Genomic DNA, 16,901 nt, shown 5'->3' on the forward strand with positions numbered 1-16,901 from the left:
CCATACAGCCAGATCATGAAAAAAAGCGGTACCCTTCGGGCAGCCGCTTTTTTCATGCGCATCATCCATAAGGCATGCCGCCTTCTTGAAAAAGGCGGCACCCAAAAAACTTCTATTCCCTGTTCATCTGCCCCGATCAGACCAGACCGGTAAACAACGACGTGGAAAGATAACGCTCGGCAAAGGATGGTGCGATCGTGACAATCGTCTTGCCCTTGTTTTCCGGCCGCTCGGCAAGCTGCACGGCCGCATGCAGTGCCGCCCCCGATGAAATACCCACCGGCACGCCATCCAGCCGTGCACACCGACGTGCGGCCGCAATCGCCTCGCGCTCCGATACCGGCAGGACACCATCAAGTGCCGCAAGATCCAGCGTGCGGGGACAGAAGCCCGGCCCGATGCCCTGAATACCGTGCGGACCCGGCTCATCCCCGTTCAGTATGGCGCTTTCCATCGGCTCCACGCCATAGACCTGCACACCGGGCTTACGCGCCTTCAGGCCGTGTGCAATGCCGCTAGCCGTCCCCCCCGTGCCAAGACCAGCCACGACGATATCGACCTCACCCGCCGTATCGACCCAGATTTCCTCCGCCGTAGTGGCGGCATGCACATCAGGGTTGGCGGGATTATCGAACTGGCGCGGCATCCAGGCATTGGGGGTTTTCTTCAGGATTTCTTCCGCCCGGGCAATGGCACCCGCCATACCAAGCCGTGAGGGGGTAAGTTCCAGCTGCGCATCAAGCAGGCGCAGCATCTTGCGCCGCTCGATGGAAGCACCTTCGGGCATGGTTACGATCAGCCGATAGCCCCGCGCCACCGCCACAAAGGCTAACGAGATGCCGGTATTGCCCGATGTTGGTTCCACCAGCGTGGTCTTGCCAGGCTGGATCTCGCCCCGGCTTTCCGCATCCTCGATCATTGCGGCCCCGATCCGGTCTTTAACCGAGGCAAGCGGGTTGAAGAACTCCAGCTTCATCAATATCCGGCTCTGCAACCCGTCCTCACGGGTCAGGTGCGGCAACGCCACCAGCGGCGTCCCCCCCACGGTCTCGACAATGGAATCGTACACCCTGCCGCGGGGTGCGGCAAAACCGTACGTACGCTCCTGTGGGGTAGTCTTGGTCATGCGGTATCACTCCATTCCATGCAGATGACTTAATTCACACGTACAGACTGACATAATCCACCATCTCCCCCAACAGAAGCGTGGATCAATCAGTCAATAGCTGCTAACTGAAGCATACTGCTTTCACCATCCATCATACAGCGAGGCTGAACGATATGCTGCTCCGGCGGGACAGGACCATGATCGCCATACTGATCATGCTTGATGTTGCCTTTCACGCCGGACGGAACGGCACCATCAGTGCAGCAGACATAGCCGAGCGCGCGGGCCTTGCCCGCCGTGGCATCGAACCCCTGCTGCAGACCCTGTCACGCTCCGGCCTGCTGGAAAGCGTGCGCGGCCCACGCGGTGGCTACAGGCTCGGCCGCCCGCGGCGCGATATCCTGCTGGCCGATATTCTGTCCGTCATCACGGCGGAAGATAACAGGGACGATGGCCCCGTGGGAGATCTGTTCCAGAAAGTGATCGAGCCGTGCTGGCAGCATTTTGACGACATGGTCGGCGCGGAATGCAACAAGATCAGCCTTGATGACCTTGTACGTCGGGCGGAACACGCCGGCATGCGCCGCCCCCTGCCCGAACCCATCACCTTCTCGATCTGAGGGAACGGGCCATGCGCCTGGGCGACATGGCCGTTCCCTCAAGGCTTATTTCGCCCCGCTTACGACCGGCGCCGTGACGGTTGCGGTCACATCCATGTATTCACGCGGCTGACTGCCACCGGGGATCAGCACGACGCGGAACTTGTCTTCGCCGGAATAGGCGGTATTGGCGGTGTACGTCACATAAGTGTGATCGTTATAATTGTAGATGAAAACCTTGCCGTGATCAGGCGCAGGCGACACGCCAAACGAGGCATAGGGGTGGCCTGCGGAAACACGCGTCTCGATCGCGCAATAGCCGTCATCACTGCGGACCTGCATGGTGGCGGTCCGGGTGTTCTTGCCCGCGGCGACAGGTGTACCGACCTGACACTGCCCCGAAGCCTTCATGTAATTGTAGGGATTGGGGGTTCCACCGATACCACCCAGGTTCACGCCCGGTTTATTGTCACATCCGGCGAGCAGAAGGCCCGTCGTCATCATGATTGCAGACAATCGCAGTCGCACTCGTCAGCTCCGCTGTATTTGATACATCACCCGTTATAAGAACAGTTACGCCCGCGCCGCCCCGTAACGGGCATGATCGGCACAGCGCCAGACCGCTTTGGCATATGCTGTAGAACAACGCACCCCGCCGGGAAAGACCTGTTGGCCGTTTTACGCAGGCACACAGGCCCCGCTCGTATGGCATAGCTGCCCGCCGGCATGCTGTCATCCCACGGTGGCGGTGGGGCGCATCTTTTTGAACGTGAAGCTATATCCCTCCCTTTTGGCAAGGACGGGTTTGCGCTATAGACCTGATCCGGATTTCATTCCCACCGAAAGTTGCGGGATCCCTGCATCCCCGAACGCCTGCCCCAATAGTCTGGAGAACCTGTCCTGATGTCGATGTCGATCTGGCGCGCTGGCGCCGCTGCACTTGCCCTTGCCGGGCTGGTCACTGGTGGACAGGCATGGGCTGCCGGCCCCTGCTCCCCCTCCCCCGCGCATGAGGCGTTTGACGTACAGGGCCTGAAAAGCGAGCTGATGGTCACCGCACTTTCGTGCGGCGCGCAGGACAAGTACAATAATTTCGTGATGAAATTCCGCACCAAGCTGGCCAGCGAGGAACATGTGCTCAACGGCTATTTCAGCAGCACCTATGGCCGTAACGCCCAGCGCCAGCATGATGACTACATTACCCAGCTGGCCAACGTGCAGTCCGAGCGCGGGCTGAAGTCGGGCAGCGCATTCTGCCAGCAGCGCCTGTCCATGTTCGATGAGGTGACGGAACTGGAAACAGCAGCCGACCTGTCCAGCTACGCCCAGGCGAAGGACATTCTCCAGCCGGCTTCCTACCTGACCTGCACCGCGCCCAACCGTCCGGCAGCCACCAGCCGCGCGCGCAGCACGGGCCGCACCACCACCACCCGCCGCACGGTGCGCAGCTGATCCGTCAGCCTGCGCTGGCATGAAGGAAAATGCGGCCGGACCTGTGTCCGGCCTTTTTCATGCCGGTAACAGCAGGCATAGTCCACAGGCGTGCGGGGCTTTATGGCTTGACAGGACGCGACCCGACAGAACAAAGAACGCTTCATGAACGACGATCTTTTTTCCGCGCCAGCCAGCCCCGGCAAACCGACTCGACGCAAGGTTTCCCCTCCCGCCATGCCAGCAGATAACGCGAAAAACGGTCCTGACACCTATGACGCCAGCGCCATCGAGGTGCTGGAGGGGCTGGAGCCCGTCCGCCGCCGCCCCGGCATGTATATCGGTGGTACGGATGAGACGGCGTACCATCACCTCGCTTCCGAAATCCTCGACAATGCAATGGACGAAGCCGTGGCGGGCCACGCCACCACCATCGATGTAACGCTGGAAGCCGGAGACTGCCTGACCATACGCGACAACGGGCGCGGCATACCGGTGGACCCACACCCCCGTTTTCCCGACCGCTCGGCGCTGGAAGTCATCCTGACCACGCTGCACGCGGGCGGCAAGTTCTCGGGCAAGGCCTATGCCACATCGGGCGGGTTGCACGGTGTTGGCTCATCTGTGGTCAATGCGCTGGCATCGCGCATGGAAGTGGAGATCGCGCGTGACCGCGAACTGTGGCGGCAGGTCTATGAACGCGGCCATCCGCTGAGCAGTGTTGAAAAGATCGGTCCCATCAACAACCGCCGGGGCACCCAGATCCGATTCACACCCGATCCTGAAATATTCGGGCGGCTGCACTTCTCACCAGCGCGACTGTACCGGTTGTGTCGCTCCAAGGCGTTCCTGTTCCGGGGTGTTACCATCCGCTGGTCGTGCGACCCGTCATTGATCAAGGGCGATGACGTTCCGGCGGAAGCAGTCCTGCACTTCCCCGGCGGTCTGGCGGACAGTCTGCGCGACGAGCTGGGGGACAAGGCCGCCCTGCTGACCGACCTGTGGGCAGGCGATGCCGACCTGCCAACCGGTCCAGACGGCGCGGATACCGGGCGCATGGAATGGGCCATCGCCTTTCTGGAGCAGGGCACGGCCACCCTTGCTTCCTACTGCAACACCATTCCCACGCCCAATGGTGGTACGCATGAGACGGGCTTTCGCAATGCCCTGCTCAAGGGCCTGCGCAACTGGGGCGAACAGCGCGCCAACAAGCGCGCAACCAGTATCAATGCCGATGACATCATGGGCTGCATTGCCGCCAAGCTGTCAGTCTTTATCCGCGACCCGCAATTCCAGGGCCAGACCAAGGAAAAGCTGACCAGTGGGGAGGCCAGCAAGCTGGTCGAAACCGCACTACGCGACCGCTTTGACCACTGGCTGGCGGGCAACCCGCCCCAGGCGGACAACCTGCTGGCCTTTGTGGTCGAACGCGCCGAGGAACGCCTGCGCCGCAAGGAGCAAAAAGAGACCCCGCGCAAGAGTGCCACCCGCCGCCTGCGCCTGCCGGGCAAGCTGACCGACTGCACGCGCGAGAACGCGGCCGAGACCGAGATCTTCCTGGTGGAAGGCGACTCGGCCGGTGGCTCCGCCAAGCAGGCCCGCAACCGCGAGACGCAGGCCGTGCTGCCGCTACGGGGCAAGATCCTGAACGTGGCCAGCGCCTCAACAGAAAAACTGCGCGGCAACCAGGAACTGCGCGACCTTGTAGAAGCGCTGGGCTGCGGCATGGGCGAGCGTTTTGATGCCACCAAGCTGCGCTACGGCCGCATCATCATCATGACCGATGCGGATGTGGATGGCGCGCATATCGCCTCCCTGCTCATGACGTTCTTCTACCGTGAACTGCCCGGCCTGATCCGGGCGGGGCACCTGTACCTGGCTCAACCGCCACTGTACCGCCTGACGCAGGGCGGCAAGAGCGTTTACGCCATGAACGATGCTGACCGCGAGAGGAAGCTGAAGAAAGACTTCAAGCCCAATAGCAAGGTCGAGGTCTCCCGCTTCAAGGGGCTTGGCGAAATGCCACCCGCGGACCTGAAGCAGACCACCATGGACCCCAGACACCGCACCCTGCTCAAGGTCATCACCCCGCCAGAAGACAGGGCGCTGACACTGGAGCGCGTGGAACACCTGATGGGCCGCAAGGCTGAACTGCGCTTCCGCTTCATTCAGGACCATGCCCGCCAGGTCGATAACCTCGACGTCTGAGACAGCCAGAACCACAAAGGCCCGGCTCTCCTAGTGTAGGGGACCGGGCCTTTTTCATAACAGGCAAATGCGAGAGTTTTTGGTGAAGCTTTTTCAAAAAGCTTCAAAGAACGCCGCCTTTCTGAAAAAAGGCGGCACCCGGGAACTTCTGTTCTTTTTTATCAGCCCGCATCCGCCACATGCAGGGCCTGCTGCGGGTCCACCGTGGCAACCGCCGCCACCGGGTGCAGCAGACTGGTTACAGCCGGGTCAAACACCCGCAGGAACGATCCGGGATGCACGCCCATCCAGATCGTCACGACCGCCAGCGGCACCAGCACCGCCAGTTCCTGTCCCGTCAAGTCACGCAGTAGGGCCATCACTCCACCCCGATCAGCACCGAACAGCACCCGGCGATAAAGCACCAGCATATACACTGCCCCCAGGATCATGCTCGTGCCGCCGAGGAAGGCCAGCCAGAACGATACATGCAGCGCGCCGACCATGACCAGAAACTCACCCACGAATGCGCCCGTGCCCGGCAGGCCGATATTGGCCATGACAAAAAGCATGGTCAGCGTGGCCAGCACCGGCATCCTGTGCGCCACACCGGAAAAGGCGCTGATCTCACGCGTTTCCGCCCGCCATGACACGGCGGAGACACAGAAGAACAGGGCCGCGATCACGATGCCATGCGACAGCATCTGGAAGATCGCACCATCGATTCCCTCTGGCGTGAGCGTGAACAGGCCGATGGCGATCACCCCCATATGTGAGAACGAGGAATAGGCGATGACCCGCTTCATGTCCGTCTGTGCCAGGGCGATGATGGCGGCATAGATCACTGCAATCACGCCCAGCGTCAGCACCACGGGGGCAAACAGGCGGGCGGCATCGGGAAACATGAGCACGCCAAAGCGCAGCAGCCCGTAAGCGCCTGCCTTGGACAGCACGCCCGAGAGCATGACAGATGCCGTTGTAGGCGCTTCGGTATAGGCATCGGGCAGCCACGCATGCAGCGGGAACAGCGGCAGCTTGACGCCAAAAGCCAGGATGAAACCCGCCAGCAGCCAGCACTGCATGGCAGGTGAAAAACCGTGGTGCTGCAAGGCCATGATGTCGGTCGTGCCGGTCACATTCCACATCGCCAGCAGGGCGAGCAGCATGAACAGCGAACCGCCAAAGGTGAACAGGAAGAACTGCAGCGAGGCCCAGACCCGCTTCGGGCCGCCCCATACCCCCACCATCAGGCTGGCAGGCAGCAGGGTGGCTTCATAGAAGACATAGAACAGCACCATATCGAGTGCCGAGAACAGGCCGATTAGCGTGGTTTCCAGCAACAGCATGGCGATCATGTAATCGCGTACCCGCCCGGTGATCTGCCGCCACCCGCCAATAATGGAAAGCGGAGTGAGAAAGGCGGAAAGCAGCACGAACATCAAGCTGATGCCATCCACCCCGGCATGGTAGGATATGCCAGCACCACTGGCCCAGCCCACCTGCTGCTCGAACTGGATGCCCGGGCGCGAGGGATCGAATTCCACCCACATGATCACGGCCAGCGCGAACACAATGCCACTGGTCCACAGCGCCACCCAGCGCGCGGCGGTCTCAACCGTCTGGGGCGTGCCACGGGTAAGCAGTATGGCCACAACCCCGGCAAGGGGCAGGTAGGTCACTAACGAAAGCAGGATCGGATGCACATTCGGTCTCACATCATCCATGGGGAATGCGTGAGTCTAGGAGCGTTGCGGTATAGGAATCCAGTAAGGCCGCGCTCACATTATGCAGAGGATGCATCCTGCCCCCGCCACGCCGACCCTGCAACGCAGGCTGGTCATACAGTGTGCCGCAGGTCAGCGGCGGCCGAACATCCGCTCAATATCGGCCTTTTCCAGCTTCAGCCATGTTGGCCGACCATGCGAGCAGGTGCCCGCGCGGGGGGTGCGTTCCATGTCACGCAGCAGGGCGTTCATTTCCTCGTGTGTTAGCTTGCGGCCTGCCCTGACACTGCCATGGCAGGCCATGCGCGCGATGACCGCATCCATGCGCGCATCCAGCGCATCGGCCTGCGCGGGACTATCCAGATCATCGGCTTCCAGTTCTTCCGCCAGGTCGCGCAGCATGCCACCGGGGTTTTCCTTGCCCAGCAGGGCAGGCATGGCGCGCACCAGCACGGCGGTGCCACCAAAGGGTTCAATCTCGACACCCAGACGGGCCAGCGCCGCGCCAAAAGACAGCAGCACCGCCACCTGCCGGGCAGGCAGGTCCACCACTTCAGGCAAGAGCAGGCGCTGGGCGCGGATCTCGCCGCCCATATACTGCTGGCGCAGGATCTCGTGGGTCAGGCGCTCATGGGCGGCATGCTGGTCCACCAGCACCAGCGCGCCATCCGCCGTCTGGGATACGATATAGGTGCCCAGCACCTGCGCCACGGCCGCCCCCAACGGGTGCGCCATGGCAGATTCGGACGCCAGCGGATTATCCACGCCATCAGGCACGACCTTACGGGCGGCGGGCAGCCCGGCGAGCGGCAGGGACGACTCGGAAAAACCGGGCGGCAGACCCATATCGGCACGCGGCATAGCAGGCGGTTCCGCCAGGCGGGCGGACAGGTCCGCAGCATCCGCGTCACGTTCGGGCGGGTACCAGATGCGCGCGGACGAAGGTCCGCGTGACTGGAGCAGGTCAGGCCGCACACCCGCCACGCCCGCACCGGTGCCCAGCGCACGCCCCAGCGCGCCAATGACCAGCGCCCGCACGGCGGCCGAATCCGCATAGCGCAGTTCCGTCTTGGCCGGGTGTACGTTCACGTCCACCTGCTCGGGCGGGATTTCGAGCGAGAGGGCCACCACCGCGTGCCGCCCGTGCTCCATCACGTTGCGATATGCAACCCGCACCGCCGTGCGCAGTACCGGGTCCACTACCGGCCGTCCGTTGACCAGCAGCATCTGCCCGTTGGCCGTGGCGCGATGGACCGATGGCGCGCAGATATAACCGCTCAGCTTCAGGTCACCGCGCTGGCCTTCCACCTCCAGCAGGCCATCCGCCTGTCCCGACTCCAGAATGGCCGCAACGCGGGCGGGCCTGTCCTGCACTGGCAGGTCAAGAATCAGGCGGTCATCGAATTCCAGCCGGAAGGCGATATGCGGCACAGACAGGGCCAGCCTGCGCACCACGTTTTCAGCATGGCTGGACTCGACACGCGGGCTTTTGAGGAACTTGCGGCGCGCGGGAGTGGCAAAGAACATATCCTCCACCAGAACGCGCGTGCCGGGCGCACCCGCGCAGGGTTCCGGTGCGCTGACCACGCCGCCTTCCACCCGGATGGACCATGCCGAATCCGCCCCCGCCTGCCGGGACATGACCGTAAGCCGCGCCGCAGCGCCAATGGAAGGCAGGGCCTCACCACGGAAGCCAAGCGTGGAAATACGCACCAGCGTCTCGTCACGCAGCTTGGAGGTGCAATGCCGCTCGACAGCAAGCAGCAGGTCATCGGGCGACATGCCACAGCCATCATCGCGCACGTCGATCCGGTCGATCCCGCCATGGTCCAGCCGGATCTCGATCCGCCGCGCGCCGGAATCGATGGCGTTCTCCACCAGTTCCTTCAGCGCCGCCGCCGGGCGTTCGATCACCTCGCCAGCGGCAATGCGGTTGACCACCTGTTCGGACAGGCGGCGGATGACCGGCAGGTCGTTACCTAAATGCGTATTCATGACAGGAACCGGATCTCAGCCATCAGGCCCTGTGCCCGGCCCCGACAGGCCCGGACACGATACCCTGTTATTTGGAGGGACCGCTCACGGTGGGCGTGGCCCCCTTGGTCAGGTTGCGACCAAGCGCAGAATCCTCACGCAGGCGGGCATTCTCCGCCTTGCCATTGACGAGGTTGCCCGCGCCGCCCCCATGCCAGAACATCAGCTTGTCAACAAACGTCGTGTCCGCACGGCCCATTTCGCCCCGGTCTGGTTCGTTGGAGGCTTCCTGCGCCGCACCCACCAGCGCAGTCTGGCCGGCGCTGCCGGAGCCATCGGCACCCTGAAAGGCAACATTAGGGGAGAGGGTTTCCAACGCCTGCATGCGCGGGTTTGTATCTTCCGCACGCTGCACGGCGTTGCTGTTGGGCGCGCCCAGTTCATCCGAAGGCGGCATGGACAGCGGCGCACGGGTCGTAACCGTGTATTCATCCGGCAGGCTCCGCTCCAGCCCGAAGGCGCGCGAAACATCAGCGCCCGTGCAACCCGACAGCATAAAGCCGCTGGATACAAGCAATGCACAGGAAAGGGGTCTGAAAGCAGGAATCGCCATATCTCGCCTATTACCGTGAGTGAAACGGTTCGGCAAGCATGCGCGCGCCATCCCCGTCCTAGTCTGCATCGCGATGACGCATGTTGTCGATAATCAGGATCGCAACGCCGCAATCTATCAGGGCATCGGCTATGTTGAACACCGGCCATGAATGGCCATAGGCATGCGCATGGATGAAATCGACCACCGCGCCAAAGCGCAGCCGGTCGATCACGTTGCCAATCGCACCGCCTATGATCAGGCCCAGCGCCACCGCTACCCACCGCCGCGTAGTACGTGCAAGCCAGACGCCAAGCCCCGTCACGATCAATAATGCCGCGACGGAAAAGATAATGCGCCCGGCAGCACCCGCCCCCCCCAGCATGCCAAACGTGATGGCATGGTTCCACACCATGGTCAGGTTCAGCCCCGGCAGCAGGGCCACGCTCTCGCGTGCGGGCAGGTCATAAATGTACAATATCCAGTACTTGCTGGCCTGATCGGCCACCAGTGCGCCCAACAGGCACCCCAGTCCCACAACGCGGTTGCTCATGGCCCTTACGCCCTGCCCTGCACCACATCGACACAGCGCAGGCACAGTTCGGGGTGGGAGCTCTCTGTCCCCACTTCCTCCAGCACCTTCCAGCAGCGCGCGCATTTATGCCCCGACGCCACACTGACCGACGGGATGCCATGCGGCGTGCCTTCCTGTGCTTCGTCCTCGCCCAGATAGATCGACCCCGCACCGGCGATGACATTGATCTCTGCCTGCGACACGATGGTCAGTTCCGCCCAGTCAATACCCGCGAAACGGGCGGCTTCCGCTTCCGAAAGCGGCAGTTCGAGTGCAGCCTGCAGCGAGGACTTGACCAGTCCGTCACGCCGCGCGGTCTCGATCTCGGTGGTGATCACACGCCGCACGGCGCGCAGCATGGCCCAGCGTTCGCCCAGTTCGGGGTCGTTCCACTCCACCGGCAGTTCGGGGAAGGCCTGCAGGTGCACGCTTTCAATATTGCCGGGGCGGGCCAGCCACGCTTCCTCGGCCGTAAAGACCAGCACGGGGGCAAGCCAGGTGCACAGGCAGCGGTGTAGGTGATCGAGCACCGTGCGGGCCGCCCGGCGCTTCAGGCTGGCAGGGCCATCGCAGTAGATGGTGTCCTTGCGCACATCGAAATAGAAGGCCGACAGGTCAGCAGCACAGAAACCGTGCAGCGCGGGATAGACACCTACCCATTCATGCGTTTCCACCGCGCGCGCCACAAGGCCGCCCAGTTCACCCAGACGGTGCAGCACCCAGCGCTCAAGCTCGGGCAGTTCGGCGTAAGGCACGCGCTCGGCTTCGGTAAAGCCGTCCAGCGCGCCCAGCAGCCAGCGCAGGGTATTGCGCAGACGGCGGTAGAGTTCACCCTGCTGTTTGAGGATTTCCTTGCCGATGCGCAGATCCTCGTTGGTGTCCGAGTTCATGACCCACAGGCGCAGGATATCGGCACCCAGCGTGTCATTCACGTCCTGCGGCGCAATGACGTTGCCAAGGGACTTGGACATCTTGCGGCCCTGCTCATCAAGCACGAAGCCGTTAGTGACCAGCGCGCGGAAAGGCGCGACACCCCGCGTACCCACACTTTCCAGCAGCGAGGACTGGAACCACCCGCGATGCTGGTCCGAGCCTTCCAGATACAGGTCGGCGGGGAATTTCATGTCACCATGGCCCAGCACGAAGGCGTGGGTCGAACCGCTTTCGAACCACACGTCCACAATATCGAACACCTGTTCGTAATCATCGGCGTTGCGGCCTTCGCCAAGGAAGCGCGAGGCGGGGGAACTGTACCACGCATCCGCCCCTTCCGCGCGGAAGGCTTCCACAATGCGCGCCATCACCGCCGCATCGCGCAGGACCTCACCGGTGCGCTTCTCCACAAACACGGCAATCGGCACGCCCCACGCGCGCTGGCGGCTGATGCACCAGTCGGGGCGGCCCGCCACCATGGAGGTCAGGCGGTTGCGCGCCTGCGCGGGCACGAAAGTCACGTCATCAAGTGCCGCCAGCGCACGCTTGCGCAACTGGCCTTCCCCATCCATGCGAATGAACCACTGCGGTGTTGCACGATAGATGATCGGTGCGCGTGAACGCCATGAATGCGGGTAGGAATGAACCAGTGTTGCCCGCGCCACGAGACCGCAGGGAGCTGTGCCCGCCGCATCGGCGCGCTGCATGGCCTCAAGCAGTGCCTGGCACACGGGTTCGGCCGCCTTGAACACATGGCCACCGGCAAACAGCGGCACCCAATCGGCATAGCGGCCATCATCCATCACCAGTTCGGTGATTTCGAGTCCATGGGCACGACCAAGGTTGAAATCGTCCTCGCCATGGGCGGGGGCAGTGTGAACCAGCCCCGTACCGGCTTCGGTAGTAACATGGGCACCGGGCAGCAGCGGCACATCAAAGTCATAGCCCTGTCCGCGTAACGGATGGGCGCAGACCGCCCCTTCCAGCGCGCTGCCTGGCAGGGTGTAGAGCACATGATGGGCAGTAACACCCGCAGCTTCGCAGAACGGTGCGATCAGGTCCTCGGCCACCAGCACGCGGGCCTCGGGCTGCAGGGTCGCGTTCTCGCTCACGCCATCAACGCGCACCACGGCATAAGTCACCTCCGGGCCATAGGCGATGGCGCGGTTGGCGGGGATGGTCCACGGTGTTGTGGTCCAGATCACGGCCGCCACATCTTCCAGCGCGTGGGCGGGTGTCGGGTCGGTTACGAAGGGGAAGGCCACGTGGATGGCTGTAGATTCGTGGTCGCGGTATTCGATCTCGGCTTCGGCCAGAGCGGTCTTTTCAACCGGGCTCCACATGACCGGGCGCAGGCCACGATACAGCAGGCCATTGAGCAGGAATTTGCCGATCTCGCCCGCGATTGCCGCTTCCGATGAGAAATCCATCGTGGCGTAACGGTCCGCCCACTGCGCCTGCACGCCCAGCCTACGGAACTCACTGGCCTGCGTATCCAGCCATTTCTGGGCATAGGCGCGGCATTCGGCACGGAACTGCAGCACCGGCACGCTGTCCTTGTCCTGCCCGCGCTTGCGGTATTCTTCCTCGATCTTCCATTCGATCGGCAGGCCGTGGCAGTCCCAGCCGGGCACGTAATGGATACCGTAGCCCGCCATGCGGTGACTGCGGTTGATCACGTCCTTGAGGATCTTGTTCAGCGCGTGACCGATATGCAGGTGGCCATTGGCGTAGGGCGGCCCGTCATGCAGCATGAATACGTCACGCCCGCGCGCCTGCTCCAGCAGGTGTGCGTCCAGTTTCTCGCTTTCCCATCCCGCCAGAATCTCCGGCTCCCGCCGGGGCAGGTTGCCACGCATGGGAAAGGACGTGGTCGGCAGGAATACCGTTTCCCGATAGAGATCCTGTGGTTTTGACTCGGACATGGGCTGTTCTGTTCTTCTGGTAAGGGGAGCGCATGCCGGAACCATGGCTCCCGCGCGCAAGGCAACCTTATGGGGATCACGCCCCGCTATGGTCAAGTTCTGGTGGCGATGGCACCACTGTGGCGGGCCGACAGGTAGGCTGCGGCCTGCTCTGAATCCCGGGCGATCTGGGCCTTAAGCGCGTCCAACCCGTCAAAGCGGCGTTCAGCGCGCAAAAGCGTATGCAACGCCACCGACAGGGACTGCCCGTACAGGTCGCCCGCAAAGCCGAGCAGATGCACTTCCAGCCGGCTTTCCTGCCCATCGTTGATGGTAGGTCTGCGCCCGATATTGGCAACGCCGGGGTGCACCGTGCCATCGGCCAGCCGCACGCTTACGGCATATACGCCGCGCGCGGGTTCCAGATGGCGGCCAAGGGGAATGTTGGCGGTGGGAAAGCCCAGCAGGCGGCCACGCTTGTCCCCATGCTGCACCACGCCCCGAATCGACCATGGGCGACCCAGTTCCTCGGTCGCGCGCTCGGGGTAGCCATCCTGCAGCAGCCTGCGGATACGGGTGGAGGAATACGGCCCCAGTCCATCGGAAAGGGGCGGCACCACCGTAAGCCCAATGTCCAGTTCCCGGGTGCGCTCGGCCAGGAAATCCACATTGCCCCGTCTGCGGTGGCCAAATGCAAAATCAAGCCCGCAGGCCACATGCCGCAAGCCCAGGCCCTCATGCAGAACACGGGTGACGAAATCCTCAGCACTCATGGCGCTGAATTCGCGGTCGAACCCGATCTGGAACACATGCTTTACACCCAGCGCGGCCAGCGCGGCAAAGCGCTCGTGCTCCAGTGTCAGGCGGAAGGGCGGGTCCTGCGGGCGGAACAGTTCACGTGGATGCGGCTCGAAGGTTACGACCGCCAGTTCCCGCTCGGGGCGGGCGGCATGCAGGGCGTGGACCAGATGGGCATGGCCAAGATGCACCCCATCAAAATTGCCCAGAGCCGCCACCATACCACGGGCCACATCGGGAATGGCACGCCAGTCGGTGTGCAGTTGCGCTCTCATGCCGCCTCCGCACGGGGCAGGCCAAAGCGGGCCGCGACCTCGGCCAGGGTAGCCGCCACGGGGTGGGTGGTACCCGGCTGCGTGCCATCGGCGGGGCGCACAATCTGGCAGGTACGCAGGCCCGCCTGCTCTGCCGCGTCCAGTTCGGCCACCACATCGGACAGGAACAGCACATCGGTCGGCTTCCACTGTGCGTCCTGCACGATGTGGCGGTAGCTGTCCGCCTCGCGCTTGCTGCCCACCTGCAGGTCATAAAAACCCACGAACACGCTGCTCAGGTCACCTTCGGTCGTGTGGCCATAGATCAGCTTCTGGGCGGCAACCGAACCCGATGAATAGACCGCAAGCGCCAGCCCCGCCGCAGCCCAGCAGCGCAGGGCAGGCACCACATCGGGGAAGAGCGTGGCCTTGAGCACGCCATCGGCATAACCCTGCGCCCAGACCATCCCCTGCAATGCCTTCAGCGGCGCGACCTTGGCATCCGCGTCCATCCAGGCTTCCAACTGGCGCAGGGGCGGAACACCGGGGGCAAGGCGTTCTATTTCGGCCAACTGTGCCTTGACCGTCGGGTCATCGGCATGCGTGCGCAGCAGGTGGGGCAGTGCCTTGCGGGCATAGGGAAACAGGATGTCATGGACGAAGGAGACCGGCAGGGTCGTTCCCTCAATATCCAGCAGTACCGCGCGCACTGGCGGCTGCGTGGTCTGGGTCACGTTACTCATCTCCCTTGGGGTACTTGTTGGATTCAGGCTTCGGCAGGAAAGCGGGTTGCAATATCGCTGCCGGTGTACTGCGCGATCCAGCCATCGGGGTTGGTGAAGATGCGCAGCGTGACGAAATCGGGCGTCTCGCCACCGTCAAACCAGTGCGATATGCCCGCCGGCACCGAAATCAGGTCGCCCGCCGTGCAGCGCACATCGTACACGCGCCCGTTCACATGCAGGATGAAATCGCCCTGCCCGTGTACGAAAAAACGCACCTCGTCCTCGCTATGAGTATGTTCGGACAGGTATTTGCTGCGCGCCTGCGCCCAGCCCTGGGTATCAGGCCCCACGCGCAGCACATCGGCCGAACCGGCACCCGTCTCGCCCATCAACTGGTCAAGATAGGGGCGATAGGCATCGAGCACGGCGCTTTCCGGTGCATCACGCGGGGGCACGACGGGGGCATCCCAGCGCTCGAAACGCACGCCAATGCCCGCAAGCTCCATGGCAATGCGCGCGGGATCACCCAGCTGTATAATGGGGGTTCCGGGATTGTTATCGGCATAGACACGCAGGCGGCTCATCGCATCCTCCTTCTTTCCAGTTCGCAAGCCAACAGGAATTCAAGCCCTTCCAGCCGTGCCAGCGCCACGTCCATGTCAGCACCCCACACATACACGCCATGCCCGCGAATGATGTAGCCCGCGGGCATCGCATCCAGATGCGGGGCCACGACGCGGCACAGGCGGGCAATATCCTGATCGTTGTCGAATATCGGCACAGACACGCGGGCAGCATGGGTGTCCTGACCGGCAAAGACCTTCTGCACCTCGTAGCCTTCAAGCACCAGTTCGTTGCCACCTGCCATGGACAGCACGGTGGAGGCGACGGAATGGCCATGCAGCACGGCACCCGCCGCCGGGTCATGGGCATAGACCTGACAGTGCAGCAGCGTCTCGGCGCTGGGACGATCGGCGGGCAGGAGTGGCGCGCCCGCCGCATCGACACGGATCACGCCCTGCGGCCCCAGCAGGCCCTTGTGCCCGCCCGAGCGCGTGATGGCCAGGGTGCCATCGGGCAGGCGGATGCTAATGTTGCCCGCCGTTGCGGGCACCCAGCCAAAGCGGTCCATCCGCTGGCCCGCGGCAATAATCCGGGCCACCGCATCGCAATACGCGCCTGCGGGGAATGCTGCCTTGTCCATCATGCCATCCACCCGGGCGCGGTCCCTGTCATTTCAAGTTGTTGGTGGAATGCTGCGGGGCTTCGGCAAAGGATGCGTCCTTTTCCTTGCCCGGAGCCTGGATCTGCCCCGGCGGCACCGGGGCTTCAGGCGCATCATCGGCCATGTTCTTCTTGAATGACTTTATGCCACGCGCCATGTCGCCCATGAGCGAACTGATCTTGCCGCCGCCGCCAAACAGCACCAGCACCACTGCCAGCACGATCAGCCAATGTCCCCAGCTCAAGCTACCCATAGCATCCCCCATCCGCGTCCGTGACGCGCCAATACCGTATTGCCCGCCTGCCATACAACATGGCCACGGCCTGCCCGTACCCGCCTATGTGAGGCGCGTACACAGGATATGCAAGCACCCATGCAGGCCGCATCAACCTGCGGGCAGGATAAACCCGTAAGCAGGATAGACGGTTTTACCCATGCCGTGAATGGGGGACCACCATACCTTGACCCGCGACCAGTCATTGCCCGCCGATACGTCCATCACCGGTTCGTTCCGGCCAATGCGGCCGGGCACCCAGTTGGCCTGGTCCACCAGCACCTCACGCGGGCCACGCACCACGCGCACGACCGATACATGCCCGTCTGGCAGGCGGCCTGTCGCACGGAAAACCAGCACGGCACCGGCTCTGGGGGCATGGGCGCGCGGGTAGCGACCCTGCGCCTGCCCCCACCATGATGCCGCATCCCCCTGCATCTGCATGTGCGTGACCTGCCGTGCATAGGGCGCACACTGCAACGCGCCATGCCACCCCTGCCCGCTGCCCCCCGCGCACGCCGCAAGCGAGAGTACTGCGCCGCCCGCCACCATCCGCGCCCACACCGCATGCTCGCCAACCTGCTGCCGCCACGTCAGTC

Annotated in this window: 16 protein-coding genes; 3 read left to right on the plus strand and 13 right to left on the minus strand. The window is 63.4% G+C overall.

Annotated elements, in window-relative coordinates; all coding sequences use genetic code 11:
* Window positions 1-136: 136 nt before the first annotated feature.
* Entirely contained in the window at window positions 137-1,126 is a 990-nt protein-coding gene (cysK, locus tag GLX_RS06590) for a cysteine synthase A (RefSeq protein WP_014105212.1), read from the minus strand.
* Window positions 1,127-1,281: 155 nt separating this feature from the next.
* On the opposite strand from cysK, the gene GLX_RS06595 reads away from it, so the two are divergent.
* On the plus strand, window positions 1,282-1,728 hold the full coding sequence (locus GLX_RS06595; RefSeq protein ID WP_014105213.1) for an RrF2 family transcriptional regulator: 447 nt from the start codon (window positions 1,282-1,284) through the stop codon (window positions 1,726-1,728).
* Window positions 1,729-1,773: 45 nt separating this feature from the next.
* On the opposite strand, the gene GLX_RS06600 is transcribed toward GLX_RS06595, so the two are convergent.
* Window positions 1,774-2,211: a hypothetical protein gene (locus tag GLX_RS06600; RefSeq protein ID WP_041247239.1), complete on the minus strand. Its 438-nt coding sequence runs from the start codon at window positions 2,209-2,211 to the stop codon at window positions 1,774-1,776.
* Between the two features lie 399 nt (window positions 2,212-2,610).
* Between GLX_RS06600 and GLX_RS06605 the strand changes: the two genes are divergently transcribed.
* A complete protein-coding gene (locus GLX_RS06605; protein ID WP_014105215.1) occupies window positions 2,611-3,159 on the plus strand; it encodes a hypothetical protein in 549 nt (182 codons plus the stop codon).
* Between the two features lie 144 nt (window positions 3,160-3,303).
* On the plus strand, window positions 3,304-5,346 hold the full coding sequence (parE, locus tag GLX_RS06610; protein ID WP_014105216.1) for a DNA topoisomerase IV subunit B: 2,043 nt from the start codon (window positions 3,304-3,306) through the stop codon (window positions 5,344-5,346).
* 161 nt (window positions 5,347-5,507) lie between these two features.
* Here parE and GLX_RS06615 read toward each other — a convergent pair whose 3' ends face one another.
* The 11 genes from GLX_RS06615 to GLX_RS06665 form a co-directional block, all read right to left on the minus strand.
* Complete coding sequence (locus tag GLX_RS06615) at window positions 5,508-7,049, minus strand: NADH-quinone oxidoreductase subunit M (RefSeq protein WP_014105217.1); 1,542 nt, start codon at window positions 7,047-7,049, stop codon at window positions 5,508-5,510.
* Between the two features lie 132 nt (window positions 7,050-7,181).
* Window positions 7,182-9,044, minus strand: a complete 1,863-nt coding sequence (mutL, locus tag GLX_RS06620; RefSeq protein ID WP_014105218.1) for a DNA mismatch repair endonuclease MutL — start codon at window positions 9,042-9,044, stop codon at window positions 7,182-7,184.
* Window positions 9,045-9,111: 67 nt separating this feature from the next.
* On the minus strand, window positions 9,112-9,600 hold the full coding sequence (locus GLX_RS06625) for a DUF3035 domain-containing protein (protein WP_041247240.1): 489 nt from the start codon (window positions 9,598-9,600) through the stop codon (window positions 9,112-9,114).
* A 94-nt stretch (window positions 9,601-9,694) separates the two neighbouring features.
* On the minus strand, window positions 9,695-10,168 hold the full coding sequence (lspA, locus tag GLX_RS06630) for a signal peptidase II (RefSeq protein WP_014105220.1): 474 nt from the start codon (window positions 10,166-10,168) through the stop codon (window positions 9,695-9,697).
* A gap of 5 nt (window positions 10,169-10,173) precedes the next feature.
* Window positions 10,174-13,047: an isoleucine--tRNA ligase gene (ileS, locus tag GLX_RS06635; RefSeq protein ID WP_014105221.1), complete on the minus strand. Its 2,874-nt coding sequence runs from the start codon at window positions 13,045-13,047 to the stop codon at window positions 10,174-10,176.
* A gap of 92 nt (window positions 13,048-13,139) precedes the next feature.
* Window positions 13,140-14,099 carry a bifunctional riboflavin kinase/FAD synthetase gene (locus GLX_RS06640; protein WP_014105222.1) on the minus strand — a complete coding sequence of 320 codons (960 nt, stop codon included), beginning with the start codon at window positions 14,097-14,099 and terminating at the stop codon, window positions 13,140-13,142.
* The gene (gene mtnC / locus GLX_RS06645) at window positions 14,096-14,821 is read right to left on the minus strand and encodes an acireductone synthase (protein WP_014105223.1); all 726 of its coding nucleotides are present in this window, start codon (window positions 14,819-14,821) and stop codon (window positions 14,096-14,098) included. The genes GLX_RS06640 and mtnC overlap by 4 nt, the downstream gene beginning before the upstream one ends.
* A gap of 23 nt (window positions 14,822-14,844) precedes the next feature.
* Entirely contained in the window at window positions 14,845-15,387 is a 543-nt protein-coding gene (locus tag GLX_RS06650) for a 1,2-dihydroxy-3-keto-5-methylthiopentene dioxygenase (RefSeq protein WP_014105224.1), read from the minus strand.
* Window positions 15,384-16,007 (minus strand): methylthioribulose 1-phosphate dehydratase, encoded by a 624-nt coding sequence (locus GLX_RS06655; protein ID WP_041247671.1) that lies wholly within the window; start codon window positions 16,005-16,007, stop codon window positions 15,384-15,386. Before GLX_RS06655 ends, GLX_RS06650 begins: the two co-directional genes overlap by 4 nt.
* 28 nt (window positions 16,008-16,035) lie before the next feature.
* Window positions 16,036-16,281 carry a twin-arginine translocase TatA/TatE family subunit gene (locus GLX_RS06660; RefSeq protein ID WP_041247672.1) on the minus strand — a complete coding sequence of 82 codons (246 nt, stop codon included), beginning with the start codon at window positions 16,279-16,281 and terminating at the stop codon, window positions 16,036-16,038.
* A 132-nt stretch (window positions 16,282-16,413) separates the two neighbouring features.
* A complete protein-coding gene (locus GLX_RS06665; RefSeq protein ID WP_041247673.1) occupies window positions 16,414-16,854 on the minus strand; it encodes a CHAP domain-containing protein in 441 nt (146 codons plus the stop codon).
* Window positions 16,855-16,901 lie beyond the last annotated feature (47 nt).

This window comes from Komagataeibacter medellinensis NBRC 3288, assembly GCF_000182745.2.
GTDB classification, from domain to species: domain Bacteria; phylum Pseudomonadota; class Alphaproteobacteria; order Acetobacterales; family Acetobacteraceae; genus Komagataeibacter; species Komagataeibacter medellinensis.

Bases quoted from the DNA above. Each gene is read 5' to 3' on its own strand.
- GLX_RS06660 (WP_041247672.1), bottom strand. From the start codon at position 16,281: ATGGGTAGCTTGAGCTGGGGACATTGGCTGATCGTGCTGGCAGTGGTG.
- parE (WP_014105216.1), top strand. From the start codon at position 3,304: ATGAACGACGATCTTTTTTCCGCGCCAGCCAGCCCCGGCAAACCGACT.
- GLX_RS06615 (WP_014105217.1), bottom strand. From the start codon at position 7,049: ATGGATGATGTGAGACCGAATGTGCATCCGATCCTGCTTTCGTTAGTG.
- GLX_RS06665 (WP_041247673.1), bottom strand. From the start codon at position 16,854: ATGGTGGCGGGCGGCGCAGTACTCTCGCTTGCGGCGTGCGCGGGGGGC.
- GLX_RS06605 (WP_014105215.1), top strand. From the start codon at position 2,611: ATGTCGATGTCGATCTGGCGCGCTGGCGCCGCTGCACTTGCCCTTGCC.
- mtnC (WP_014105223.1), bottom strand. From the start codon at position 14,821: ATGAGTAACGTGACCCAGACCACGCAGCCGCCAGTGCGCGCGGTACTG.
- GLX_RS06655 (WP_041247671.1), bottom strand. From the start codon at position 16,007: ATGGACAAGGCAGCATTCCCCGCAGGCGCGTATTGCGATGCGGTGGCC.
- GLX_RS06650 (WP_014105224.1), bottom strand. From the start codon at position 15,387: ATGAGCCGCCTGCGTGTCTATGCCGATAACAATCCCGGAACCCCCATT.
- GLX_RS06600 (WP_041247239.1), bottom strand. From the start codon at position 2,211: ATGATGACGACGGGCCTTCTGCTCGCCGGATGTGACAATAAACCGGGC.
- lspA (WP_014105220.1), bottom strand. From the start codon at position 10,168: ATGAGCAACCGCGTTGTGGGACTGGGGTGCCTGTTGGGCGCACTGGTG.
- GLX_RS06595 (WP_014105213.1), top strand. From the start codon at position 1,282: ATGCTGCTCCGGCGGGACAGGACCATGATCGCCATACTGATCATGCTT.
- ileS (WP_014105221.1), bottom strand. From the start codon at position 13,047: ATGTCCGAGTCAAAACCACAGGATCTCTATCGGGAAACGGTATTCCTG.
- cysK (WP_014105212.1), bottom strand. From the start codon at position 1,126: ATGACCAAGACTACCCCACAGGAGCGTACGTACGGTTTTGCCGCACCC.
- mutL (WP_014105218.1), bottom strand. From the start codon at position 9,044: ATGAATACGCATTTAGGTAACGACCTGCCGGTCATCCGCCGCCTGTCC.
- GLX_RS06640 (WP_014105222.1), bottom strand. From the start codon at position 14,099: ATGAGAGCGCAACTGCACACCGACTGGCGTGCCATTCCCGATGTGGCC.